Origin of the sequence: Arthrobacter sp. SAFR-023, assembly GCF_051965295.1 — a bacterium.
Lineage (GTDB): Bacteria > Actinomycetota > Actinomycetes > Actinomycetales > Micrococcaceae > Arthrobacter.
Window position 1 is genome coordinate 47,070 of record NZ_JBQCMF010000001.1, and the last position, 24,182, is coordinate 71,251.

Genomic DNA, 24,182 nt, shown 5'->3' on the forward strand with positions numbered 1-24,182 from the left:
GGCCCCCGCTACTTCGCCGGTGAAATGTCGAAGTCGGCGCCGAGCCCGGCCAGCTTCTCGGTGAACCGCTCGTAGCCGCGGTTGATGATGTCGATTCCGGTCACGCGGGAAGTTCCCGTGGCGGCCAGGGCGGCGATCAGGTGGCTGAAGCCGCCGCGGAGGTCAGGTACGTCGATGTCGGTTCCCTTGAGCTGGGTGGGGCCGGAGATGACGGCGGAATGCAGGAAGTTCCGCTGTCCGAAGCGGCACGGCACGCTGCCCAGGCATTCCCGGTGCACCTGGATGCTGGCGCCCATGCGGATGAGTGCCTCGGTGAAGCCGAAGCGGTTCTCGTAGACGGTCTCGTGCACGATGGACACGCCTTCGGCCTGGGTCAGGGCTACGACGAGGGGCTGCTGCCAGTCGGTCATGAATCCGGGGTGGACGTCCGTTTCGAGGACGAGGGGACTGAGCTTGCCGCCGCGGTGGTAGAAGCGGATGCCGTCCTCGCCGATGTCCATGCCGCCGCCCACCTTGCGGAAGGTGTTCAGGAAGGTCATCATGTCCCGCTGGGAGGCGCCTTCAACGAAGATGTCGCCGCGCGTCACCAGCGCCGCGGACGCCCAGGAGGCCGACTCGTTGCGGTCCGACAGCGCGCGGTGGTTGTAGCCGCCCAACTCGCGGACACCCTCGATCCGGATGGTGCGGTCCGTCTGGACGCTGATGATGGCGCCCATCTTCTGCAGCACGGCGATGAGGTCAACAATTTCCGGCTCGGTGGCGGCACCGGAGAGTTCGGTGATGCCTTCGGCGCGCGTGGCACTCAGGAGAACCTGCTCCGTGGCGCCGACGGAGGGGTACGGCAGGGAAATCTTGGCCCCGCGCAGGCCCTTGGGCGCCGAAATGTGTATGCCGCCCGGACGCTTTTCGACGACGGCGCCAAACTGCCGCAGCACGTTCAGGTGGTAGTCGATGGGCCGGTCCCCGATCTTGCAGCCGCCCAGGTCCGGGATGAAGGCCTCGCCGACCGCGTGGATCAGGGGACCGCACAGCAGGATGGGGATCCGGGAGTCGCCGGCGTGGGCGTCTATGGCCGTGCTCGGCGCAGTCTTGGCACCCTTGGGATCCAGGGTCAGGTCACCGGTGACGGGATCCTTGTCGACGGTCACGCCGTGGAGCTGGAGCAGGCTGGTGACTACCTCGACGTCCTTGATTTCCGGAACGTTCCGCAGCACGGAAGGCTCGTTGCCCAGCAGCGCGGCCACCATGGCCTTGGGCACAAGGTTCTTGGCACCGCGGACGGTGACACGGCCAGTTAGCGGGACGCCTCCGCGGATTGTCAGAACACTACTCATTTACCGGTTTCCTCACGACTACTCGCCCCCAAATCCTTACAAAGGCACCAGCTAAGCATATGAGCTCGCGTTACCGAACCGAAATACTGACGCGGGCGCGTGGGCTCCCAGGGCCGCACCGGGGGCAGCGGAAAGGCCCGCCGCGGCTATGCACGGCGGGCCTTTTTGGCGATGTTTATGCGGTCAGGAAGTCCTGGCCGGGAGTGTAAGCGGCTTGAAGGACGGCCGGGTGGCTTCGTAGGCCGTAATGTCCTCCTCGTGCTGCAGGGTCAGTCCGATGTCGTCGAGGCCCTCGAGCAGGCGCCAGCGCGTGTAGTCGTCGATCTCGAACGGCGCAACCACGCTGCCGCAGGTGACGGTCTTGGAGGCGAGGTCAACGGTCACCTCGGTTCCCGGTGCGTTCTCGAGGGTCTTCCAGATGAGCTCGATGTCATCCTGGGCAACCTGGGCGGCGAGGAGTCCCTGCTTGCCGGAGTTGCCGCGGAAGATGTCCGCGAAGCGCGAGGACAGCACAGCTTTGAAGCCATAGTCCTTGAGCGCCCAGACGGCGTGCTCCCGGGAGGACCCGGTGCCGAAGTCCGGCCCGGCCACCAGCACGGAGCCGGCGTTGAACGGTTCCTGGTTCAGGATGAACGCCGGGTCCTTGCGCCAGGCCGCGAACAGCGCATCCTCGAAGCCGGTGCGGGTGATGCGCTTGAGGTAGACGGCGGGGATGATCTGGTCCGTGTCGACGTTGCTCTGGCGCAGCGGGACGCCGATACCGGTGTGGGTGGTGAACTTTTCCATGGCGTCTTCCTAGGCGGCGTCGGTGGTGAGGGCTGCGGATGCCGGTGCCGGATCGAGGTCCGACGGCGAACTCAGCGTTCCGCGGACGGCCGTGGCGGCTGCAACCACAGGAGAAACAAGGTGCGTGCGGCCTCCCTTGCCCTGCCGGCCCTCGAAGTTGCGGTTGGAGGTGGAGGCGCACCGCTCCCCCGGCTCCAGCTGGTCCGGGTTCATGCCCAGGCACATGGAGCAGCCGGCAAAACGCCACTCGGCGCCGAAGTCCTTGAAGACCTTGTCCAGGCCCTCGGCCTCGGCTTCGAGGCGCACCCGGGCAGAGCCGGGGACCACCAGCATCCGGACTTTCGGGTCCTTCTCGCGGCCGCGGACGATGTCCGCCGCGGCCCGCAGGTCCTCGATGCGGGAGTTGGTGCAGGAGCCCAGGAAGACGGTGTCCACGCGGATGTCCTTCATGGGCGTTCCGGCCGCCAGGCCCATGTACTGCAGGGCGCGTTCCGCGGCGGCCTTGGCGTTCTCGTCGCCGAAGTCCTCCGGGGACGGTACCTTTGCCGACAGCGAGACGCCCTGGCCGGGGTTCGTGCCCCAGGTCACGAACGGCTCAAGGGTGTTGGCGTCCAGGTCAACCTGGACGTCGAAGACGGCGTCGTCGTCCGTGCGCAGCGTGTTCCAGTATTCGACGGCGGCGTCCCACTCGGCGCCCTGCGGCGCGTGCGGGCGCCCGCTCATGTAGGCGTAAGTCGTCTCATCCGGAGCCACCATGCCGGCGCGCGCGCCTGCTTCGATGGACATGTTGCAGATGGTCATCCGCGCGTCCATGGACAGCGCGCGGATGGCCGAGCCACGGTATTCCAGGACATAGCCCTGGCCGCCGCCGGTGCCGATCTTGGCGATGACGGCCAGGATAATGTCCTTGGCGGTCACGCCGGGGCGCAGCGTGCCCTCGACATTGATGGCCATGGTCTTGAAGGGCTTGAGGGACAGCGTCTGGGTGGCCATGACGTGCTCCACCTCGGAGGTGCCGATGCCCATGGCCAGCGCGCCGAACGCGCCGTGGGTGGACGTGTGCGAGTCACCGCACACCACGGTCATGCCGGGCTGGGTCAGTCCAAGCTGCGGACCTACAACGTGCACGATGCCCTGCTCGGCGTCACCGAGGGAGTGCAGGCGGACACCGAACTCCCCGCAGTTGTTGCGGAGGGTCTGGATCTGGGTCCGGCTGGTGAGGTCGGCAATCGGCTTGTCGATGTCCAGCGTCGGGGTGTTGTGGTCCTCGGTGGCGATGGTGAGGTCCGGGCGGCGCAGCTTGCGGCCGGCCAGGCGGAGACCCTCGAAGGCCTGCGGGGAGGTCACCTCATGGACGAGGTGGAGGTCGATGTACAGAAGGTCCGGCTGGGCGTTGGCGCCTTCGCCGTTGCCTTTGCGCACCACGTGCGCATCCCAGACTTTCTCGGCCAATGTTTTGGCCATGGCCATCTCCCTTCGATGCTGTTTGCTGTTAGGTCCACTGAAACAGCAGACCCCTGTAATAAGCCAGTCAAATGATTTGCATCTCAGATAATGAGACGGCAATATCAATACATGGACAATTCTAGTGGAGTCGGCGTCATTGATAAAGCAGCGCAGGTGCTCGACGCGCTTGAGGCCGGGCCCACCACTCTTGCGCAGCTGGTCGCTGCCACCGGACTGGCGCGGCCCACCGTGCACAGGCTCGCGCTGGCACTGGTCCACCACCGCCTCGTCAGCCGGGACATCCAAGGCCGGTTTGTCCTCGGCAGCCGCCTCGTCGAGCTTGCCTCCGCCGCCGGCGAGGACAGGCTGATTGCCTCCGCGGGGCCGGTTCTCATGCAGCTTCGTGACGCCACCGGCGAAAGCGCCCAGATTTTCCGCCGCCAGGGCGACTGGCGGGTCTGCGTCGCCTCCGCCGAACGGCCCATCGGCCTGCGCGACACGATCCCCGTCGGAACCCAGCTGTCCATGAAGGCCGGTTCGGCCGCCCAGGTCCTACTCGCCTGGGAGGACCACGACCGCCTGCTGGAGGGCCTGCAGTCCGCGCGTTTCACGCCCACCGTTCTGGCGGGAGTACGACGGCGGGGCTGGGGCCAGAGCCTTGGCGAGCGGGAGCCCGGGGTCGCCTCCGTCTCGGCACCCGTGCGGGGACCGTCCGGCAGGGTGATCGCCGCCGTCTCCATCTCCGGCCCGATCGAGCGCCTCACCCGGCAGCCCGGCCGGCTGCACGCGGAGGTCGTCTGCAACGCCGCCCGCGTCCTGACCGAAGCGCTCCGCAAGAACAACGACTAGCCCCACGTTCCCCAACTAGGTAGCAGCTCGGGGCGTTCTCAGGGCTGAGAACGCCCCGAGCTGCTACCCAGTTTCGCTCCTGGACGCCGTCCTGAAAAGTTTCCTGATCCTGTCCGGATCTGAGCTCGAGCGGCCTTAATATTCCGCGTACGTGACGCCACTGGTCTCGACGTCGATCCGTACTTCCGATTGCCGTACGACGATGATCTCGACGCCGCGTATCTGTCAGTGCTTCCGAAGGACCCGTTTCCCGAGGCCCTGTTCGCAGACCGTCCTTTTGACGAGGACTTCCTTTTTGACGACGGACCGTACTCAGACGCCGATACTTCCTGCCACGCTGCTGCCGTGGCCTCTACAACAGCGTCGGGCTGGGTTCTCCCGGCAGCCGATCTCACCGCCGACGGTCCCGGGCTGATCAACCAGATCCGCGGCTACGAGAACGTCAAGTGCTGGGCCGCCGGGCAACAGGCCAGGCTTGCCGTCGAGTTCGAGGCGAGACAGCGTCAGGAACAAGCTGCACTTGCAGGGCAGGCCGAGCGCAGCACCCTGTCGGCCGAGGACCTGGGAAAGAAGCGCCCCAAAGAAAACACTTCGGGCGTGTCTGAGCAGATCGCGCTGGCCCGCGGAGAGTCCCCACACCGCGGAGGCCGGCTGCTCGGCATGGCCAAGGCTCTGGTCACCGAGATGCCGCACGCCTTGGGAGCCTTGGATACCGGCCAACTGAATGAAGAGCGCGCCATGTTTTTCGTGAAAGAAACAGCCTGTCTGACCGTCAAAGACCGGACTGCCGTCGATGAAGAGTTGGGTGCGGATACGGGGACCTTCACCGGTGTCGGGACCCGCGGCGTCACCGCCGCGGTAAAGGCCGCCGCCACCCGCAGAGACCCGCGATCCGTCACCCAGCGGGCCAGCCACGCCGCCTCGGAACGGTCCGTGAGCCTGCGCCCGGCCCCGGACTGCATGACCTATTTCACCGCCCTGCTGCCGGCCCACCAGGGCGTCGCCGTCTACACGGCACTGACCCGGCAGGCCGAAACCCTCAAGTCCGCCGGCGACCCGCGCGCACTAAATTAGATCAAGGCCGACGAGCTCGTCGAATGCACCACCGGCTCCCCCGGCGGGATCACCGGGATAGACCTCAACCTCGTCATGACCGACCGCGCCCTCTTCCAAGCGGACAGTGAACCCGCCCGTCTCACCGGTACGGCATCGTCCCCGCCACTTGGGCCCGGGAACTCCTCAACCGAGAAGAAGCCCCGGAACGCGCGCCAGAACACCCACGGACGCAGGGAAGTAACCCTCGCGTTGGCAGCTCAAACGCATCCGACTCGCTTCATCCAACTCCGCGACGACACCTGCCGGACCCCCTACTGCGACGCCCCGATCCGCCACCTTGACCACATCATCCCCTGGCACGACGACGGCCCAACATCCCTCGCCAATAGTGCCGGGCTCTGCGAAGCGTGCAACCACACGAAGGAACTCCCCGGCTGGAAAGCAAAACCGAGGCCCGGGCCACGGCACACCTTCGAAATCACCACCCCAATCGGGCACACCTACCGGTCAATGGCGCCACCGCTGCCGGGAACCCAATTAACGGAGAATGGAGCCCGCGAGGCGCCTCAATCGGAGCAGAGCGGCCCGGCGCCGTAACGGGCAGTAGTCTGGGCGCATGACCAGCTACGCAGTGTTCCTCCGCGGCATTAACGTGGGCGGCATCAACATCAAGATGGCGGACCTCAAAGAAGCTCTGAAGGCTGGACCGTTCACCGGGGTAAAGACCCTGCTGGCCAGCGGCAATGTAGTGTTGGCCAGCGAACTCGATCCTGCCGCCGTCAAAAAGGAATTCGAGACAACCCTGCGGATGGCCTTCGGCTACGACGCCTGGGTGGTGGTGCTGACCTCGGACCGCGTGTCGGAGCTCGTTGCCGCATGCCGCTATCCGGCCGACGACAAAAGCACGCACACCTACCTCACGCTGGCCTCCGACGCGGCCGCACTGGACGAGCTGTTCACCGCGGGGGAAGCATTGGATGGCGCCGAGCAGGAGCGGCTGGGTCCCGAGGCCATGGCCTGGCTGGCGCCCGCCGGCGGCACGCTCGAAAGCCCGTTCAGCAAACTTTCGGCCAAGCCGAAGTACAAGGCCTCCACCACCACCCGAAACCTCCGCACCATGATCAAGGTCCGGGACGCTGCGGCAGCCCTGGAGACGGCAGCCGGCTGAGTAGAACTAGCCGGCTGCAGCCCGCAGCGCCGCGTTGAATGCCTCCAGCCGACGGACCTCCGCCTCCACGGGTTCCACCACAAGCCGGCCAGCTACCTCTGCCACGGCGGCGTTGAGCCGCTTCCTGGCCCTCGCGCCGCGGCGCCGCGCGACCCCGGCAGAGATGAATCTGGCCGTGACGGCAAGCAGTATCCCCAGTGCAGCTCCGCCGGCAATCAGCAGGGTGGGGACCGGCCAGCCTTCCACCCTGGGCACCTCCGGAACAGGCAGCTGCAGGTAGCCTAGCCCCGCCAGTACGCCCAGCCAGCCCAGCCCCGCCACGGCCGCGACCAGCGCGAGCCACTGAATCACGTTAAACGCCCCCCACCACCAGGACTTCCGTCCCGCAGCGAGGTCTGCCCCGGCGATCGCCTGGTCAAGGGCATCAGGCAGCCGGTCCCTTCCCGCCCGGGCCGCCGCGCGGATGGACGCCCGCCAGGGGCCAGGGGCACCGTCACTGGCGGCGTCGGCAAACTCGCGGACCGCAGCATCGGTCCGCGCGCGCTCGGGAGCCCCGGCGGGCGGCAGGGACGTCCGGTTTACCTCCGCGCTGGCGTTGCGGCGCAGGTTGAGCCGGCGGAGGGGGTCAGGCCTGAAACGCACAAGCCACCGCGTCACCGGCCAGCCCGTGCGCCGGGTGGACTCTATCCGGTAGGACGCGGACACTGCAGCGGCCACCAGGGGTACGTTGGCCGCCGTCGCCAGTTCGTCACCAAGCCGCGCGACGGTCCCGCCCCTCACCCCGGCGGCGTCGCCGCGGCCCGCTGCTTCCTCCAGCTGCGCCGCCGCCTTGGTCACATCCGCGGAAAGCCGCAGTGACAGCGCTTCCCGCTGCGAGACCACGCGGCGGATGGCGGCTCTGACGCCGTCTACGCCCGCTCCGGTCAGCGCGGAGGCCGCCAGGACCTGGACCTTGCCCAGCCCGTCGCGCGCCAGGAGTCCCCGCAGCGACTCGAGCACGGGCGCTACATCCCCTGCCGGAAGCCTGTCCACCTGGTTGAGGACCACCAGCGTTACGGCGCCGTGTGACGCCAGCGGCGCGAGGAAGCCGTTGTGGACGGCGTCGTCGGCGTACTTCTGCGGGTCCAGCACCCAGACCAGGACGTCCACCATCCCCACCAGGCGCTGCACAATCTCCCGGTTCGCGGTGCGCGTCGAGTCGAAGTCGGGCAAGTCCAGCAGAATCAGCCCGGCGTCCTCGTCGGCGAACCCGTCCACGGCATCTGCATGGTGGCGGGCCCGGACATCCAGCCAGTCCAGCAGCGGCTCGCTGCCGTCGGCGCCCCACACACTTGCCAAGGGTTCGGAGGTGGTGGGCCGCCGCGCCGCCGCCGTCGCGATTTCAGCGCCGTTCACGGCGTTGAACAGGGTGGATTTTCCGCTTCCGGTCGCTCCGAAGAAGCCCACCACTGTGTGGTCGGCGGAGAGCGCCCGCCGCGACCTGGCACGTTCCAGCACACCGACGACGTCCTCCAGGGCGGCGCCGGGAAGCACGCCTTCGGCCAGCTCCCGGGCCCTGCCCAAAGCCTCCAGGCGGCCCTGCAGCCGCGTCTCTTCCTTGGCCCTCCCCCGGCGGTTCACGTGGCATCCGCCAACCGTGTGAGCGCCCGTGCGTGTTCGGTGAGCCCGACGGCGGCCTGCCCGGCTTCTGGGGCAAGCCGGTCCAGGAAGCGCTCCTGCTCCGCCGCCAGCAGGTTTCGGCACCTGCTGCTCAAATCGTCACGGGCGGTACGTGCAAGCCTTCGGACGGCGTCCTCACCGAAGACGGCTTCGAGCAGTTTCTGGCCCACGACGGCGGTACCTCCGGCGACGCCGATCTCAAGGCCGGTCAGCCCGGCAGTCATGGAGAACACCACGATCATCAGGGCCGCACCGAGGCCGTTGATACCGAAAGAGAGCCAGCGCGCCTGGGTCCGCTTGTCCTGCCCTTCGGTCCTGATAAGTTCCATGAGGCCGGCCTGCCAGTCGCGTATTTCCGCAGCCACGAGGTCCGCAAAGCCGGGGCTCGTGCCCGAGAGGTCGTCCGTGCCTAAAAGCTGCCGGCCTGCGGGGTCCGAGCGCCAGCGCTGGTCCGCGTCCTCCGCCGCCTTGGCGGCCTCATCCACTATGACGGCGTGGAGCCCCGTTTCAATGGCGGTTTCCACTTTCGCTGCGGGCGCGGGCTCGCCGCGGAAGAACGCCCCAAGCCGATCGCGGAACCGTCCCACGTTCTGCTCCAGGCTACGGAAGAACTCACCCGTTCCCACAAAGTCCTGCCAGCGGGCCAGGACCTCGCCACGCAGGAGCGCCCCGTCCTTGGTGGCGTCGATGATCCGGGTTCCAGCGTCCTGGTAGGCCGCCCGTACGTCGTCGCCCAGCAGCGTGGCCGCGCGGCCCTGTTCCGTGGCGGCGTCGGCGATGCGGCCGACGCGTTGGCCAAGCTCCCGGACGGCGCCGTGGAGCGTCCGCCGTGCGATGTCAGCGCGGGCTGCGGCGTCGTCGGCAAGGCCGCGGAGCCAGGCTTTCAGGGGCTGCACGGTTTCCGGCGGCAGCATGCCGGAGCTGCCGAGGGCGACTTCCGGGATGACGAACAGGCGGGCGGCACCAAGGCCTTCCCGCGCCAGCATGCTGCGCAGGTCCTCGCTCACTTCGGCTTCCGCCGCGGGCGGCACGCGGTCGAGGACCACCGCCACCGTGATGTCCCTCGACGCCGCGTTCAGCAGCAGCTTCCACGGAACCGCGTCAGCGTAGCGGTTGGCGGTGGTCACGAAGATCCACAGGTCGGCGGCCGCCAGCAGCTGCCCGGCAAGCCTGCGGTTCTCGTCGGAGACGGAGTCCACGTCCGGAGCATCGAGCAGTGCGATGCCCTCGGGCACGGCAGCCTCTCCCACCAGGACCAACGACGTGACGGGCGCGGTGTCCGTTGCCGGTCCGGCAGGGCCGGCTGGTGCAGCAGTGGCGGCAGGCGTCGCGGCGGCCGGGATCACGGTTCCGCGGATCCGGCTAAGGCCGGGCAGGACCCGCTGGTCCTCGAACCAGTCGGCTTCCGAGGGATGGTGCAGGAGGATGGGCTGGCGGGTGGTGGGCCGGATGGCGCCGGCCCGTGTGACCGGATGGCCCACGAGCGCGTTCACGAGTGTCGACTTGCCGGCTCCGGTCGAACCGCCGACGACGGCCAGCAGCGGAGCGTCAAGGCTGCGGTAGCGGGGCAGGACGTAGTCATCGAGCTGGGCCACGGAGTTCCGGATCTCCAGCCGCGCCTGTTCGGCCGTCGGCAGGGCCAGCGGCAACGAGACGGCTGCCAGATCGCGGCGGACGTCCTCCAGGAGCCGCACGCCGGCAGGCTGCGTTTCCATGTCCTGGCCCTGGGCTGGCGGGATCCGGTCGGAGGTCACAGCCTCATCATGCCAGTTCAGCCCGGGTTTAGGTCGGACCCGCGCACAGCGGCCGCTAAACACCCAGGCGGGCCCACGGAATTTTCCGGCAAAACAAAACCGGCCCCGGGCTGCTGCCCGGAGCCGGTTACTTGTGACCCCAGCGGGATTCGAACCCGCGTTACCGCCGTGAGAGGGCGGCGTACTAGGCCGCTATACGATGGGGCCGTGTACTTTCCGATCAGCGTCTCCGCCGATCAAGCCAAGTTAGTGTTTCACACATTTGGCTTCGTTCCAAATCGATGATTTCCGATTCGCAACACCTGAAATTCTGCGGAAAATCCGAAGAGATTCAGAGCTGGGATACCAGGACTCGAACCTAGAATGACGGTACCAGAAACCGTAGTGTTGCCAATTACACCATATCCCATTGGCACTTTCGGGCCGGTCGAAAGTCTTTATCTTTCGCTCCGTGCCCCTCAGCACGAGTAATTACTCTACCCGAGAGTTTTGCCCCGCACAAATCGGCGGGCCGTTACCTGCGCCACACTCTGCGTAGGCGGCAATGGGCGCAGGCAACGGACTTGGCCGACTAGCTGGACCCGGCCAGCAGTTCCAGCAGCGAGGCAATCTCCTGCCCTTGGAAACCCGGAGCCTGCTCCCCGCTGCGGTTCAGCCAGATGCCCAGCAGTCCTGCCGCCGTCGAGCCCTCTGCGTCCAGGAGCCGGTTGTCCCCGATGTAGAGCGTCGTGGCGGGTGTGCTGCCGATCAGCCGGACGCCCTCGAGGTAGATGGCAGGGTCCGGCTTGGGGACGCCGACGGTATCGGTGCCCACGAGGAACCGGATGCGTTCCAGGCCGGCGCTGTCCAGCTTCACCCGCTGGTAGTCGTGCACGTTGTTGCTCACGGCCCCGTACGGGATGCCGGCCTGGTCCAGGGCGTCGAGGAACGGCAGGACGTCCTCGTAGGCCCGAACGTAGCTGGGCTGCAGCCGCGAGTAGGTGCTGAGCCAGTTGTGAGACTCCTCCCCCTCGCCCATTTCGACGCCGAAGTGGCCCAGGGCGGCGCGGCCCCGGAGCAGTCGCTGCTCATTGAAGGTCAGCTCACCGGCGAGGTAGCGGTCGTAGTAGTGGGTGGTCTCGTGGGTGAAGATCCGCCCCACCTTCTCCCACCCGGCCTCGTCCAGGCCGGGAAGGAGGTGTTCGCTCGCGTCCCGCAGCGCCGTGGTCATGGCGTAGGCAAGGTCCACAAGGGTGTCGTCAATGTCGAACAGGACACCGCTGACCGCCCCGAGGCTGCGGGACAGGACGGTGGTTTCCACTGCAGGCTGCGACATCAGCCGCGGAAAGCCCGCAGGCGGGCCAGGGACGATTCCTTGCCCAGGATGACCATGGACTCGAACAGCGGCGGCGAGATCCGGCGGCCGGAGATGGCGGTGCGTACGGGACCGAACGCGAGCCGGGGCTTGATGCCCAGGTCCTCCACCAGCGCCTGCTTCAGCGCGGACTGGATGTTTTCAGCATTCCAGTCGCCGATCGGCTCGAGCGCGGCCAGCGCAGCGTCAAGAACCTCCGTGACGTTCTCCGGCAGGCCCTTGCGGGCGTCGGCGGCGACGTCGATCGCGTCGTCGGATTTGAACAGGAACGCCAGCATCTCCGGGGCTTCGCCGAGGAGGGTGATGCGCTCCTGGACCAGCGGCGCGGACTCCGTCAGGATTTCCTCCTGGCGGTCGGTGAGGGTCTCCCCCACCAGGCCGGCGTGACGGAGGTACGGGACCAGCCGCTCGCGGAACACCGCAGGGTCCAGCAGCCGGACGTGTGTTCCGTTGATCGCTTCGGCCTTCTTGAGGTCGAAGCGGGCCGGGTTGGCCAGAACATCGTGGATGTCGAAGTTCTTCACCAACTCTTCCACCGTGAAGATATCCTCGTCGGCGCTCAGGGACCAGCCGAGCAGGGACAGGTAGTTCAGCAGCCCCTCGGGGATGAAGCCGCGCTCCCTGTGCAGGAAGAGGCTTGATTCCGGGTCACGCTTGGAAAGCTTCTTGTTGCCCTGGCCCATGACGTAGGGCAGGTGACCGAACTCGGGCATGTATTCTGCGACGCCAACCGCATACAGCGCCCGGTACAGTGCGATCTGCCGCGGCGTGGAGCTAAGCAGGTCCTCGCCGCGGAGAACATGCGTGATCCCCATGAGGGCGTCGTCCACGGGGTTGACCAGCGTGTACAGCGGTGCACCGTTGGCGCGCACCACGGCGAAGTCGGGGACAGAGCCCGCCTTGAAGGTAATCTCGCCACGGACCAGGTCGGTGAACGTGATGTCCTCGTCCGGCATCCGCAGGCGCAGCACGGCTTCCCGGCCCTCGGCCTTGAACGCCGCGACCTGTTCGTCGCTGAGGTCACGGTCAAAGCCGTCGTAGCCCAGTTTCGGGTCCTGACCGGCGGCGCGGTGGCGCGCTTCGATCTCATCCGGCGTCGAGTAGGACTCGTAGATGTGGCCGCCCGCCCTGAGTTTGGCGATGACGTCCTGGTACAGCTCGCTCCGCTGCGACTGGCGGTACGGCGTGTGGGGCCCGCCCACCTCGACGCCCTCGTCCCAGTCGATGCCGAGCCACTTCAGGGCATCCAGCAGCTGGTGGTAGCTTTCCTCACTGTCGCGCGCCGAGTCCGTGTCCTCGATGCGGAAGATCATCTTGCCGCCGGTGTGGCGGGCGTAGGCCCAGTTGAACAGCGCTGTGCGGATCAGCCCGACGTGCGGGGTGCCCGTGGGTGACGGGCAGAAGCGGACGCGGACGGGTGTTTCGGCGGTGACGGCAGGAATGGCAGCAGGAGCGGCGGAGGGGGTAGTCATAGTGATACCAACTTTACCAACCGGGCACCGCCGCCCCGTCCCCGGCTGCGCTGCCCGCGGGCAGCGCGGCCGGGTGCGCAGCTAGCGGCGGACGACGGGGTTCGACAGACGGCCTATGCCCTCGATCTCCACTTCGTACCGGTCGCCGGCCTGGACGAGGCCCACGCCTGCCGGGGTGCCGGTCATGATGACATCCCCGGGCAGCAGGGTGAACGCGCTGGAGACGATGGACACCAGCTCGCGGACGCCGCGGATCATCTGGGTGGTGCTGCCGTCCTGGCGGAGTTCGCCGTTGAGCCGGCCCTTGATGGACAGGTCCTCGGGATCAAGTTCGGTTTCGATCCACGGTCCAAGCGGCGCGGACGTATCGAAGCCCTTGGCCCGCGCCCATTGCAGGTCTGTTTTTTGGATGTCGCGGGCGGTGAGGTCGTTGCCGCAGGTGTACCCGAAGATCACATCGTCGGCACGTTCTTCGGGGACGTCCTTGCAGATGCGGCCGATGACGACGCACAGCTCCGCCTCGAAGGAAACCTCCTCGGAGAACTCCGGCAGGACAACGGGATCATTCGGGCCCACCACGGAGGTATTGGGCTTCAGGAACAGCAGCGGCTGCTGGGGCACTTCATTGCCGAGTTCGTGGGCGTGCTCCACAAAGTTCCGTCCGACGCCGATCACCTTGCTGCGCGGAATGATGGGCGCCAGCAGGCGGACATCCTCCAGCTTGTGCCGCACGGAGGTGCGTTCCACGCCGTTGAAGAACGGGTCGCCGTTGATGACAGTGATTTCCTCACTGCCGGGCTGGCCTTCAACAACGCCGTAAAGGGGATCAGAATCGACTACAAACCGGGCAATACGCATGGCCCCAAGCCTACAGTCTCAGTCCCTCTCCCTCAGGAGGCGCAGGTATTCCAGCTGTGCCGCCACGGAATTCTCGGCGGCGCGCCGGACGGAGGGGTCGACGTCGGCATAGACAACGCTGGTCACGTCACCTACGGCGGCGTCTGGGCCGAGGCCGGCGAGGGCCGTCCGGATCTGGGCCAGCCGGTCCAAGCGGTGGTCCCGGTAGGCGCGGACCACCGAGTCGAGTGCGGGCAGGACGGGGCCGTGGGCAGGCAGGACGGTGGCCGGCCCCAAGCGCTCCAGCCGGTCGAGGGAAGCGAGGTAGTCCGCCAGTGTGCCGTCCGGATGGTCCAGCACTGTGGTCCCCCGGCCCAGGATGGTGTCGCCGGTCAGCACGGAGCCGGCAGGCCCGTCAAGGGGCAGGTGGAAGCAGACGGAGTCGGACGTGTGCCCCGGCGTGGCAACCACCCGGATCTCGGTCCCGCCGGCAGCGATCGTTTCCCCGGACTGCAGCACGGCTCCCCCATGGCAATGCGCGGCAGCGGCGGCCCGGACGGGCGCGCCGGTGATTTCCGCGAGACGGGCCGAACCGGCGGTGTGGTCCGCGTGCCGGTGTGTGACCAGGATGAGCTCCACGGGTCCGGCCGCAGCCAGCGCCTGAAGGTGGGCCTCATCAAGCGGACCCGGATCAACCACCACTGTTGCCGCGTGACCCGGCTCCCCGACGATGTAGGAGTTGGTCCCCTCCAGGCTCATCGGCCCCGGATTGGGCGCGAGGCGGAAACGCGTCAGCGGGCTGCTGCTGGTGAAGGCGCTGGTGGTGTCCTGGTTCACGTGTTTCATTCTGTCATCCCTGAAAGGCGACCGGCAGCAGCACAACGACAGGAGCAAAAAGACAGCAGAACGACGACGGGCGGCCGGTGAGCTGCCGAAACAGCCCAGCCGGCCACCCGCCGTCGTTCTAAAAAGAATCAGCCGAAACGGCTAGGCGAGCCGGGTCAGCCAGCCGTGGGTGTCCTCGACGGTGCCCGTCTGGATGCCAAGCAGCTGGGCGCGGATGGCCATGGTGGTCTCCCCGGCTTTTGCGTCCTCGGAGCCGATGTACTCTGTGGCGTCCTTGAGGACGCCGATGGGCGTGATGACCGCGGCGGTGCCGCAGGCGAAGACCTCGGCGATGTCGCCGGAGGCAACGCCGTCGCGCCACTCGTCCAGGGTGATCTTCCGCTCGGTCACCTCGCGGCCCATGTCCTTGGCAACCTGCATGATCGAGGAGCGGGTCACGCCCTCGAGGATGGTGCCGCTCAGCGCGGGCGTCACCAGCGAGCCGTCCTTCATGACGAAGAAGACGTTCATTCCGCCCAGTTCCTCAACGGCGTTGTCGTTGAACTGGTCCAGGAACAGCACCTGCTTGCAGCCGTTCGCTTCGGCCTCCTGCTGCGCGATGAGCGACGCGGCGTAGTTGCCGCCGCACTTTGCAGCGCCCGTGCCGCCCCGGCCTGCCCGGGCGTACTCGCGGGAGATCCAGATCGATATCGGCTTGAGCTCGCCGCCGAAGTAGTTCCCGGCCGGCGAGGCAATGACGCGGAAAGACACCTCACGCGCTGCCCGCACGCCCAGGAATGCCTCGGTTGCGATCATGAATGGGCGCAAGTACAGGGCCTCGCCGTCGCCGGAAGGAACCCATTCCTTGTCCGCCGCCACAAGCTCGCGGATGGCGCCCAGGAAGTATTCGGCCGGAATCTCCGGAAGCGCCAGCCGGCGGGCCGACTTGTTCATCCGCGCGGCGTTGGCCTCGGGCCGAAAGCTCCAGATGGAGCCGTCCGCGTGACGGTATGCCTTCAGTCCCTCGAAGATTTCCTGCCCGTAGTGCAGCACAGCGGCCGACGGGTCCAGCATGATCGGCCCGTAGGCCTCGATCCGAGCATCATGCCATCCGCCCTGGCCGCTGGCGTCGACCGTGTAGTCAACAATCGCAGTGTGGTCGGTGAAGTGGTCGCCAAAGCCTGGGTTCGCCAGGATGGCTGCACGCTCCTCAGCAGACTTCGGGGTGGCCGAAGGCTGCTGGGTGAATTCGACGCCATGGGCAGTCTGAGTCATGGTTCCTCCACGGTCGGCTGCCTGGCATCTGAACGTGGTTCAGCATCGGACCACGGCAGCGATTGGTAATTCAGGTCAAGCTTACGCCTGCTGGCGGAGGCTAAACGGCCGCCGCAATGGCGTCACCGATGGCGCTTGTGCTGCGCACTTCGCCGTTGCGGCTTTCGACGTCGGCCACCACCGCGGACTCAATCTTCCGGGCCGCATCGGGGTAGCCCAAGTGCTCCAGGAGGAGGGCCGCGGACAGGATCGCAGCGGTGGGGTCCGCCTTCTGCTGGCCGGCGATGTCGGGCGCGGAACCATGGACCGGTTCGAACATGGACGGCGCCGTGCGGTCCATGTTGATGTTGCCCGAGGCGGCCAGTCCGATTCCGCCGGTGATAGCGGCAGCAAGGTCGGTAATGATGTCGCCGAAGAGGTTGTCGGTGACGATGACGTCGAAGCGGGCGGGATCGGTGACCATGAAGATGGTCGCGGCATCGATGTGCAGGTAGTCGTGGGTGACCTCGGGGAATTCCTTGGCCACGGCCTCGACGGTGCGCTTCCACAGGTGGCCGGCAAAGACCAGCACGTTGTGCTTGTGGACCAGGGTCAGCTTCTTGCGCGGGCGCTCGTTGGCGCGCCGGAACGCGTCCCGAACCACGCGCTCCACGCCGTGGGCAGTGTTCAGGGAAACCTCAGTGGCCACCTCGTGTGGTGTGCCGCCGCGCAGGGTGCCGCCGTTGCCCACGTAAGGACCCTCGGTTCCTTCACGGACAACAATGAAATCGATGTTGCCCGGTTCAGCCAGCGGGCTGCCCACCGTGCCGTAGAGCCGCGAGGGGCGCAGGTTGACGTAGTGGTCAAGGCTGAAGCGCAGCTTGAGGAGCAGTTCGCGTTCAATCAGTCCGGACGGGATGCGGGTGTCCCCCGGCGCTGCGCCGATGGCACCGAAGAGGATGGCATCCCGCGACTTCAGGTCCTCGAGGACAGCCTCCGGAAGGGTCTCGCCGGTCTCAAGCCAGTGCTGGGCACCGAGCTTGTAGTGGGTCTGGTCGAGGGTGACGCCCTCGGCGGCCACCACCTTTTCGAGAACCTTCAGGGCTTCGGCGGTGACCTCCGGGCCAATGCCGTCGCCCGGGATGACAGCGAGATTGATGGTAGATGCGCTCATCTTTTCAGGGTAGCCAAGCCATCCACATTCTGGTCAAGCCGTCTCAGCATCCGAACAGCGGTCCCGCGCTCACGCTCCTGCTGGTGACGCCACCACAGCCACGTTCCTGCCCCAAAGGTCCTCCGTATAGCAACTGATCAGGACCAGGCGGTTGGGGACGACGTCCCAGATCGGGCTGTCCTTCAGGGTTGACTTGGTGTAGGTGGTCACTGAGTCAACCCTGTACTTGAGTTGCCCTGCCGCCGTGTGCACGGTGAACACGTCTCCGCGCCCGGCGCGCGTGCTGAGCCGGTTGAATGGAGCGTCAAGGCCTTCCCAGCTGTGGCCGACGACGTAGGTGGTGTTCCGGGAACCGGAACCGGGCATCCCGTACGGGGTGAGCCAATAGCCGTCCAGGGTCACCGGAGGGACGATTGACTGCGATTCCACGTCGCTGCTGCTGGGTTTCAACGGGTGCACCGGGACGTCCATGCCGATGTCCGGATAGACAATGCGTTGTGGAGCAGATCCGGGACGGCCCGGCACCCCTGCTGTGGATGTCTTGCCCGCCGCGGCCGTGGACCGGGCGGCCGGACTGGCGTTGCCCGCAGGACTGGGTGCCGGCGGTTCGGGCGACCCCGTAGCCGGTGCCGCCGCTGCGTGCAAGGCGGGAACCTGACCGGCCGGCGGGTGCGCCGTTGTGCCGGCGTACAGCAGCCACGATCCCAACAGCCCCACAAGACAAAACGCCAGCACTGCCAGCTCTACGCGGCCGAATGCCAGCATGCGCCTGCCAACCCAAATCCGGAGACGGCTGCGGCGCCGCCGGGCGGGTTCCACTCCGGGCAGGCGTTCTTCCCGCTGCCGGCGATGGGTTGCCATGAAACTCCTCGGGCTAAGAGGCGCTGTTCCTGTGGTGAAGGACCGGTCCTCGGGGTGGTCCTGTGCGGGTGCCCGTGGGCTCAAGGCACCCGCACGACTGCTTGTTATGCCTTATGTTTCCTGGCACGGACCCCGCTCTTGACGAGCACCCCGGCGGTCAGCGCGGTGAACAGCCCCGTCATCGCTGCCAGCCAGGCCGGAATGCCGGCATCCGGTTGGGAGCCCGCGGCGGCGGCGGTCTGCACGTTGAAGCCGGCGTTGGGCGCGGGCGGGACAACAGCAGCCACCGCGGGAGCCGGCTGCGCCGGGGCGGCCACGACAGGCTTGACCGCCTGCGGCTTCACCACAGGTTTGACGACAGGCGTAACTGCTGGCGGCTTCACCACAGGCTGCTGCTCAGCAGGTGGCTGCTCAGCAGGTGGCTGCTCGACCGGCGGCTGCTCAGCAGGTGGCTGCTCAACGGGCGGTTCCTCGTACGGGGGTTCCTCGTACGGCGGCTCCTCGTGGCCTCCGCCCGGTCCCTCATTGCCGCCCGTCCCTTGGTTGTCGCCCGGTCCCTGATTGTCGTCCGGTCCTTCATTGCCGCAGTCGTCGTCGCTACCGCCCGAGGAGCGCTGGATACTGACAGTCAGCGCGGAGAAGTCGTCATCGGAGCCGGACACCTGGCAGTTCTGGCCTGAACCCCCGCTGTCATCGCCAGATTGCGCAAGCGCAGCAGGAAGTGAGGTGCCGAGGAGTCCCACCCCCACAAGAGCAGCCGTTGCTAAAACTCGTTTCATTTTCTGTCCCCTCCAGGTCCGTTTTAAACTGGCCAGTCGGGGGAAGAGACCGTTCCTGATTCGCTCGGCACCTGGTGGTTGGGACCACGGCGACCACTAGCGGTGTGGAACCGGAACCCCCGAATGAGATGCCAGTTTGCTTGTTCCTTCAGGGTAGGTTTGCCGTTTTATCCGCGTCCCGAGTAGCCGGTACCTGTTTGTACAGCCCGTCCCACTTGCTTCACTGGTAACACCACTCACATGCGCATCAAGGTACCGGGGCTACATGGCGAAGCGGGCTGTCAGGCGTCCGCGGGTTCCTCGTACTTCGGGAACACCGGCGCGGGGGCGGGCAGGCCGGTGCCGGCGGCGATCGGCGTCGCGATGGCGGAGAACTCCCGGGCCGCCCCTTCCGGCTGGCCGAGGTACCCGAGCAGCGCGGCGGTGGCAGTGGGCATGACCGGCTGGGCGAGGATCGAGACGATGCGCAGCACCTCGAGGGTCACGTACAGCACCGTCTGCATGCGTTCGACGTCGGTCTTCCGCAGCACCCAGGGTGCCTGGTCCGCGAAGTACGCGTTGGTGTCCCCCAGCACCGTCCAGATCGCCTCGAGGGCACGGCTGAACTCCTGCTTTTCGAAGGCCGCACGTGCCTGCTCCAGCAACGCGTTCGCCTGGCCCAGGATGGCAGTGTCCGCGTCGCTGAACGCGCCCGGCACGGGTACCCGGCCCTCGCAGTTCTTGGCCACCATGGACAGTGAGCGCTGCGCCAGGTTTCCGAAGTTGTTCGCCAGGTCCGAGTTCATCCGGCCGACGATGGCCTCGTGGTTGTAGCTGCCGTCCGCGCCGAACGGAACCTCGCGCAGGAAGAAGAACCGGACCTGGTCCAGGCCGTACTGGGCCACGAAGTCCGCCGGGGCAACGACGTTGCCGAGGGACTTGGACATCTTGACGCCGTTGTTGTGCAGGAAGCCGTGGATCATGACCCGCTTGGGCAGTTCGAGGCCAGCGCTCATGAGGAAGGCGGGCCAGTAGATGGCGTGGAAGCGCGAGATGTCCTTGCCGATGATGTGGACATCGGCGGGCCAAAACTTCTTGAACGACTCTGATTCGACGTCCGGGTAGCCGGCGCCGGTGAGGTAGTTGGTCAGGGCGTCCACCCACACGTACATGACGTGCTTTTCATCGCCGGGGACGGGCACTCCCCAGTCGAAGGTGGTCCGGCTGATGGACAGGTCCTCCAGGCCGCGCTTGACGAAGCTGATGACCTCGTTGAACCGGGACTGCGGCGCGCCGAACTCCGGCTGTGCTTCGTACAGGGCCAGCAGCTTGTCCTGGTAGGCGGACAGCCGGAAGAAGTAGCTTTCCTCGGCGGTCCAGGTCACCGGGGTGTCCGTCTCCTTGGTGTACCGGGCGCCGTCCTCCTTCACCACGGTGTCGTCCTCACCGTAGTAGGCCTCGTCCCGCACGGAGTACCAGCCCTCGTACTTGGACAGGTAGATGTCCCCGTTGGCTTCCATCTTCTTCCAGATGGCCTGCGAGGCGGTGTAGTGGTCCGCGTCCGTGGTGCGGATGAACCGGTCGTAGCTGATGCCGAGGGCGGCGTGCGCGGCTTTGTAGATTTCCGCGTTCCGGTCCACCAGTTCCTTGGGCGAGACACCTTCCTTCTCCGCGGTCTGCGCGATCTTCAGCCCGTGCTCGTCCGTGCCGGTCAGGAACTTCACGTCGTAGCCGTCGAGCCGCTTGAACCGGGCCATCGCATCCGTGGCGATGTACTCGTAGGCGTGGCCGATGTGGGGCACGCCGTTCGGGTAGGTGATGGCCGTAGTGATGTAGAAGGGGCTCTTGTCTGAGGAAGTCACGGGCGGAACGTTACCTTTATGCGGAGGGATGGAGCTAGATCAGTTCGGTCAGCGTATCGCTGAGCCGGACCAGTTCGTGGTCATGTGACGCCACGAGGACTGCAATGCCGTCAGAGGTTGTGTCCTTGAGGATGCTGATGATGCGGTTGGCGGAGGCCCGGTCCAGGCTGGCCGTGGGCTCGTCCACCACCAGGACGCGGGTGCCCAGGATCAGGGCGCGGGCGATGGCCACGCGCTGGCGTTCACCGCCGGAGAGCTGCTCGGGACGGTGCCGCATGCGGCGGCCGAGGCCCACGAGGTCCAGCAGGTCCTTGGCCATCTCACGCCGCTGCTCCACCTCGCCGTCCGGAACCGCCGGCAGGAGCACATTTTCAAGCGCACTCATGCCGTCGATCAGGGCACCGCCCTGATCCACATAACCGATCAGAGCACGGCGGCGGTCGGCGATTTCGTCGTCGCTCATGGTTTCGAGCGAATCACCCTCCCACAGCACCCGGCCCGACGTCGGCAGGGTCAGGCCCGCTCCGACGGTCAGGATGCTGGTCTTGCCCGAGCCGCTGCGGCCTGCCACGCAGTGCATCTCCCCCGCGTTCAGGGTGAGGTCAAAGCCCTCCACGACGCTGACCGCGTCGGAGCCGTTCTTGCCCCCGCCGTAGCGGATGGTGATGTTGCTCAGCTCCAGCGGGGTGGCGTGGTCGGCTTCCTTGACGATGGTGTTGGCCCGGGTCTGGACCGGGGTTACAGCCTCATTGTTCCCGCGCACGCGGCGAAGGTTCAGGTCGTTAGTCATTTGACCACTTTCGTTGCAATCGGAATCCAGCAGAGAACAGCCACGAGCCCGGCCACGGCGGCCCACAGCGCGGCGTAGGGGGCAAGAACAAGGCCGATGCCCAGGGCGCCGAGGATACCCAGCGGGACGGCAACCGCGCCTACCAGGGCGTTTTCGAAGAAGCGGACCTGGCCAAGCATGTCGGGGTTCCAGCCCATCGCCTGCAGCGTGCCGAGGTACCGCCGCTTGGCCTTCAGCTCGAAGCGCCCGGTGACCAATGTGAGCAGGAGCCCCACCGCCACGCCGGACAGGCCAAGGATGATGCTCGGCAGGGCCACGCTGGCGGCGGCCAGGCCACTGAGCGCACTGGCACCGGCGGCACGCGGGATGTCGATCAGCAAGGCGATCAGGCCGCCGACTGCCGAGCCGAACACGCCAACGGCAACGGCCAGCGAGATGGCGTTGAAGCGGTGCGTGCCCAGCTGCCGGTTCGCGAAGGTCAACGGCGAATCGACGGCGATGAGCTTTTCGTCGTGCTGGGGCTCCTGGTCGACCACCTCGCGGTGGCGCAGCTGCTGGGCGGCGAAGAAGGCCGCGCCCAGGTACAGGGCCAGCACGGACGCCGAGACGATGGCGGTGGCGATGTTCCAGCTCAAAAGGCTGAGCACAATGCCTGCCACGGCCAGCAGTCCGGCGCCGACGGCAAACTCCTCCAGCACCCAGGACCGGATCCGTCGCTGGGTCCAACCCATGGCGCGCAGGGTGCCGGCTTCGCTGCGGCGCAGCCGCACGTAGCTGACCGTCGAGGCGCCAGTCAGCAGCGCGGCACCGCAGAGCGTGAGGAACAGCAGCGTCAGGTTCGTCGTCGTCAGCGAGCCGGCCACGGCGTCGGCCGCGTTCTGCCTGACCCACGACTGCTGGACGGTTCCCAGGGCGGACTCCTTGCCGGCGTCGTCCTTGGAGTAGCCGGGAACGAAGATGTTGGCGTCCTCGCGGGCAGAACCGGCCACAACGGTGGCTTCAAGACCCATGTCCCGGATTTCGGTGGCGAGCTTGTCCACCTCGGGCTGGACCTGCTTCCAGCTGCCGGCGGCGCTGGCCCGCACGCGGACGGCGTCGATAACGGAGGCGTTCTTCTCGTAGCCGCGGGCAGCAGCCAGGCCGTAATAGTCGGTGATGGCGCCGGCTGACTGGCTGACGAGTCCGGTGGCGCTCAGGGAAGGCTTGAGCGCGGTGTCCGTAACGTCCTTGCCCTGCGCGTCCTTGGTCAGCGTCATGGGCGTGGGATCGTAGCCGCCGAGCGGAAGCCGGTTGACGTCCCCGGCCGCTTCCTGGACGGCAGCGGGATCGAAGGTGCCGTAGACCATGGCGAGCGGGGTGGCCAGCTTCTTACCCGTTTCCAGGTTCTCCCGGTAAGAACGCTCGTCAACGGGATTGCGCTGTGTCTGGTCCACAGCCTCGCCGTTGGCGCTCTTCTCCGGCAGGCGATTCACGGTGACCCACTCGCCCGGGGTGGCGGTCTTGTCCTCGGCACCGTTGCCTGCGGTGGAGCCGTCCGTGTACTTGGGGGCGGAGGCGAAGTTGGTGCTCCAGGTGGCGGGGCTGTAGAGGCCGCGGCTGAAGTTGGCCGAGTTGCCGAGCAGCTTGGAGTAGTCCGTGGACCCGGGCCAGGACAGGGCGAAAGGCGACTTGGAGACGAACGGCAGGTAGTCCTTGTCCAGGGAGCGCTCAGCGGTGCCTACCTCCTTGACCACGTTTCCGGAATCGTCGATCTCCTCGATTTTCACGGAGTACTTCAGGTCGACCGACGTGCCGGAACGGACGATCAGCGGGATGGCCTGGGAATCTTCGGTGAGCTGCCCGTTGCGCTTGGCCTGCTGGTACTGGGTCATGATGGGCGCCCAGTACTTGAGCTTGACGCCAAGGAAGTCAGGGCCTTCCTCGAGTTCCTTCATGCCGATGCCCGTGGTGAAGAGGCTCTCCAGGTGCTGGCCCACCGCCTCGGCGCTGCGGGCGTCGGCCGGCGGTGCCTTCTCCAGCGGCGCCAGGAAATCACCCGAGGTGCCCAGCAGGGCACGCTCGGAAACGGGGTCGACGGCGACCACGGACTCCGTGACCTCCGGCGCCATGGGCAGGGCAACAGTGAGGTTGAACAGGTTGTGCTCGGATCCGCCGGCCGGGGCCGGGAACTTGATCCCGGTCTCGCCTTCGGGACCAGCGATCTGGATGCTATTGCCTCCCTCGACCTGCTGCTCCACGAGCTTGGCCTTGCCGAGGGCACCCTCGGCAGTGGACTTGAAAAGGGTGTGCTGGGAGGACCCGTCGGAGCTAGTGGCGCTGGCCGTCAGGCGGTACTTCTTGGGGGTGTCGCTGAGCACGGACTGGGCTTCGGGCCATTTGCTGGGATCGGTGCCGCCGGGCTGCCCCGCGGTCGCGGTGCCGACGAGTCCGGCGTTGAAGCCCAGGTAGTCCATGGCCTCCAGGCGCGGCGTCTCGAGGTTTTGCGTCACGCGCGAGACCAGGCTGATGGGCGCGGCAACGGAGGTGCCGGACAGATCCCGGATCTTCTGGAGCTGGTCGAAGCTGATGCCGCCCTGCCCCGTGGCAATCTCGGGCTGCATGAGCGAACCGTCGGTGCCCGCCTTGGCCTGGACCAGGATGTCGTAGAGCCCGCGCGAGTTCTGGTCCACGGTCCGGTTCAGCGCTGCCTGCGACTGGGTCTGGACGAGGACTGACAGGCACATGGCGAAGATCAGAATTGCAGCGGTCAGCAAAAGCACTTTGCTTCTGATGAACCTCTGGACGGCGTTCATTGGGCTCCCTGAAACCTGGATTGCGTGCGCACGCCACGATGACCGCAGAAATGTGTGGGTGTCCCTTGCGGGCGTGCAAAAAGTATTGGCCGGCCTGCCGGCTGGATCCTTAAATTCGAACCTAGCTATTGTAAGCAGACCGGCCAATCAT

Annotated in this window: 18 protein-coding genes, 2 tRNA genes and 1 pseudogene; 3 read left to right on the forward strand and 18 right to left on the reverse strand. The window is 66.8% G+C overall.

Going from position 1 to position 24,182, the window contains the following annotated elements:
- Positions 1–8: 8 nt before the first annotated feature.
- The 3 genes from murA to leuC form a co-directional block, all read right to left on the reverse strand.
- Complete coding sequence (gene murA / locus ACTHQX_RS00240; protein ID WP_236803808.1) at positions 9–1,334, reverse strand: UDP-N-acetylglucosamine 1-carboxyvinyltransferase; 1,326 nt, start codon at positions 1,332–1,334, stop codon at positions 9–11.
- A gap of 183 nt (positions 1,335–1,517) precedes the next feature.
- Positions 1,518–2,120: a 3-isopropylmalate dehydratase small subunit gene (gene leuD / locus ACTHQX_RS00245; protein ID WP_236803810.1), complete on the reverse strand. Its 603-nt coding sequence runs from the start codon at positions 2,118–2,120 to the stop codon at positions 1,518–1,520.
- Positions 2,121–2,129: 9 nt separating this feature from the next.
- Positions 2,130–3,584, reverse strand: a complete 1,455-nt coding sequence (gene leuC / locus ACTHQX_RS00250; RefSeq protein WP_440155071.1) for a 3-isopropylmalate dehydratase large subunit — start codon at positions 3,582–3,584, stop codon at positions 2,130–2,132.
- A 111-nt stretch (positions 3,585–3,695) separates the two neighbouring features.
- Between leuC and ACTHQX_RS00255 the strand changes: the two genes are divergently transcribed.
- The 3 genes and pseudogenes from ACTHQX_RS00255 to ACTHQX_RS00265 all read left to right on the forward strand — a co-directional run bounded on the left by ACTHQX_RS00255 (position 3,696) and on the right by ACTHQX_RS00265 (position 6,639).
- Positions 3,696–4,415, forward strand: coding sequence for an IclR family transcriptional regulator (locus tag ACTHQX_RS00255; RefSeq protein ID WP_043420062.1), 720 nt, complete (start codon positions 3,696–3,698; stop codon positions 4,413–4,415).
- 345 nt (positions 4,416–4,760) lie between these two features.
- A pseudogene (locus ACTHQX_RS00260) lies at positions 4,761–6,068 on the forward strand (HNH endonuclease).
- Positions 6,069–6,087: 19 nt separating this feature from the next.
- Positions 6,088–6,639: a DUF1697 domain-containing protein gene (locus ACTHQX_RS00265; RefSeq protein ID WP_440155072.1), complete on the forward strand. Its 552-nt coding sequence runs from the start codon at positions 6,088–6,090 to the stop codon at positions 6,637–6,639.
- A 6-nt stretch (positions 6,640–6,645) separates the two neighbouring features.
- Here the strand turns inward: ACTHQX_RS00265 and ACTHQX_RS00270 are convergent, their stop codons facing one another.
- The 15 genes from ACTHQX_RS00270 to ACTHQX_RS00340 all read right to left on the reverse strand — a co-directional run bounded on the left by ACTHQX_RS00270 (position 6,646) and on the right by ACTHQX_RS00340 (position 24,031).
- On the reverse strand, positions 6,646–8,259 hold the full coding sequence (locus ACTHQX_RS00270; RefSeq protein WP_440155074.1) for a GTPase: 1,614 nt from the start codon (positions 8,257–8,259) through the stop codon (positions 6,646–6,648).
- Positions 8,256–10,013, reverse strand: coding sequence for a dynamin family protein (locus ACTHQX_RS00275; RefSeq protein ID WP_440155479.1), 1,758 nt, complete (start codon positions 10,011–10,013; stop codon positions 8,256–8,258). Before ACTHQX_RS00275 ends, ACTHQX_RS00270 begins: the two co-directional genes overlap by 4 nt.
- A 173-nt stretch (positions 10,014–10,186) precedes the next feature.
- A tRNA-Glu gene (locus tag ACTHQX_RS00280) sits at positions 10,187–10,259 on the reverse strand.
- A gap of 130 nt (positions 10,260–10,389) precedes the next feature.
- Positions 10,390–10,461: transfer RNA gene (locus ACTHQX_RS00285), tRNA-Gln, on the reverse strand.
- Positions 10,462–10,623: 162 nt separating this feature from the next.
- A complete protein-coding gene (locus ACTHQX_RS00290) occupies positions 10,624–11,367 on the reverse strand; it encodes an HAD family hydrolase (protein WP_440155076.1) in 744 nt (247 codons plus the stop codon).
- Entirely contained in the window at positions 11,367–12,878 is a 1,512-nt protein-coding gene (gene gltX / locus ACTHQX_RS00295; RefSeq protein WP_236803824.1) for a glutamate--tRNA ligase, read from the reverse strand. Before gltX ends, ACTHQX_RS00290 begins: the two co-directional genes overlap by 1 nt.
- 81 nt (positions 12,879–12,959) lie before the next feature.
- Positions 12,960–13,736 carry a fumarylacetoacetate hydrolase family protein gene (locus ACTHQX_RS00300; RefSeq protein ID WP_236803826.1) on the reverse strand — a complete coding sequence of 259 codons (777 nt, stop codon included), beginning with the start codon at positions 13,734–13,736 and terminating at the stop codon, positions 12,960–12,962.
- An 18-nt stretch (positions 13,737–13,754) separates the two neighbouring features.
- Positions 13,755–14,561, reverse strand: a complete 807-nt coding sequence (locus ACTHQX_RS00305) for an MBL fold metallo-hydrolase (RefSeq protein ID WP_440155078.1) — start codon at positions 14,559–14,561, stop codon at positions 13,755–13,757.
- Between the two features lie 141 nt (positions 14,562–14,702).
- Positions 14,703–15,815, reverse strand: a complete 1,113-nt coding sequence (locus ACTHQX_RS00310) for a branched-chain amino acid aminotransferase (protein WP_440155079.1) — start codon at positions 15,813–15,815, stop codon at positions 14,703–14,705.
- 100 nt (positions 15,816–15,915) lie between these two features.
- A complete protein-coding gene (locus ACTHQX_RS00315) occupies positions 15,916–16,968 on the reverse strand; it encodes a 3-isopropylmalate dehydrogenase (RefSeq protein ID WP_236803832.1) in 1,053 nt (350 codons plus the stop codon).
- Between the two features lie 69 nt (positions 16,969–17,037).
- Positions 17,038–17,829, reverse strand: a complete 792-nt coding sequence (locus ACTHQX_RS00320; protein WP_440155082.1) for a class F sortase — start codon at positions 17,827–17,829, stop codon at positions 17,038–17,040.
- Positions 17,830–17,933: 104 nt separating this feature from the next.
- Positions 17,934–18,491 carry a hypothetical protein gene (locus ACTHQX_RS00325; protein ID WP_440155083.1) on the reverse strand — a complete coding sequence of 186 codons (558 nt, stop codon included), beginning with the start codon at positions 18,489–18,491 and terminating at the stop codon, positions 17,934–17,936.
- Between the two features lie 398 nt (positions 18,492–18,889).
- A complete protein-coding gene (gene metG, locus ACTHQX_RS00330) occupies positions 18,890–20,449 on the reverse strand; it encodes a methionine--tRNA ligase (RefSeq protein ID WP_440155084.1) in 1,560 nt (519 codons plus the stop codon).
- Positions 20,450–20,483: 34 nt separating this feature from the next.
- Positions 20,484–21,239 (reverse strand): ABC transporter ATP-binding protein, encoded by a 756-nt coding sequence (locus tag ACTHQX_RS00335; protein ID WP_111905958.1) that lies wholly within the window; start codon positions 21,237–21,239, stop codon positions 20,484–20,486.
- Entirely contained in the window at positions 21,236–24,031 is a 2,796-nt protein-coding gene (locus ACTHQX_RS00340; RefSeq protein ID WP_440155086.1) for an ABC transporter permease, read from the reverse strand. The genes ACTHQX_RS00335 and ACTHQX_RS00340 overlap by 4 nt, the downstream gene beginning before the upstream one ends.
- Between the last annotated feature and the right edge of the window lie 151 nt (positions 24,032–24,182).

Excerpts from the sequence above, each read along its gene's own strand:
- murA (WP_236803808.1), bottom strand. The coding sequence starts at position 1,334 with ATGAGTAGTGTTCTGACAATCCGCGGAGGCGTCCCGCTAACTGGCCGT.
- leuD (WP_236803810.1), bottom strand. The coding sequence starts at position 2,120 with ATGGAAAAGTTCACCACCCACACCGGTATCGGCGTCCCGCTGCGCCAG.
- leuC (WP_440155071.1), bottom strand. The coding sequence starts at position 3,584 with ATGGCCAAAACATTGGCCGAGAAAGTCTGGGATGCGCACGTGGTGCGC.
- ACTHQX_RS00255 (WP_043420062.1), top strand. The coding sequence starts at position 3,696 with ATGGACAATTCTAGTGGAGTCGGCGTCATTGATAAAGCAGCGCAGGTG.
- ACTHQX_RS00265 (WP_440155072.1), top strand. The coding sequence starts at position 6,088 with ATGACCAGCTACGCAGTGTTCCTCCGCGGCATTAACGTGGGCGGCATC.
- ACTHQX_RS00275 (WP_440155479.1), bottom strand. The coding sequence starts at position 10,013 with ATGGAAACGCAGCCTGCCGGCGTGCGGCTCCTGGAGGACGTCCGCCGC.
- ACTHQX_RS00290 (WP_440155076.1), bottom strand. The coding sequence starts at position 11,367 with ATGTCGCAGCCTGCAGTGGAAACCACCGTCCTGTCCCGCAGCCTCGGG.
- gltX (WP_236803824.1), bottom strand. The coding sequence starts at position 12,878 with ATGACTACCCCCTCCGCCGCTCCTGCTGCCATTCCTGCCGTCACCGCC.
- ACTHQX_RS00300 (WP_236803826.1), bottom strand. The coding sequence starts at position 13,736 with ATGCGTATTGCCCGGTTTGTAGTCGATTCTGATCCCCTTTACGGCGTT.
- ACTHQX_RS00305 (WP_440155078.1), bottom strand. The coding sequence starts at position 14,561 with ATGAAACACGTGAACCAGGACACCACCAGCGCCTTCACCAGCAGCAGC.
- ACTHQX_RS00310 (WP_440155079.1), bottom strand. The coding sequence starts at position 15,815 with ATGACTCAGACTGCCCATGGCGTCGAATTCACCCAGCAGCCTTCGGCC.
- ACTHQX_RS00315 (WP_236803832.1), bottom strand. The coding sequence starts at position 16,968 with ATGAGCGCATCTACCATCAATCTCGCTGTCATCCCGGGCGACGGCATT.
- ACTHQX_RS00320 (WP_440155082.1), bottom strand. The coding sequence starts at position 17,829 with ATGGCAACCCATCGCCGGCAGCGGGAAGAACGCCTGCCCGGAGTGGAA.
- ACTHQX_RS00335 (WP_111905958.1), bottom strand. The coding sequence starts at position 21,239 with ATGACTAACGACCTGAACCTTCGCCGCGTGCGCGGGAACAATGAGGCT.
- ACTHQX_RS00340 (WP_440155086.1), bottom strand. The coding sequence starts at position 24,031 with ATGAACGCCGTCCAGAGGTTCATCAGAAGCAAAGTGCTTTTGCTGACC.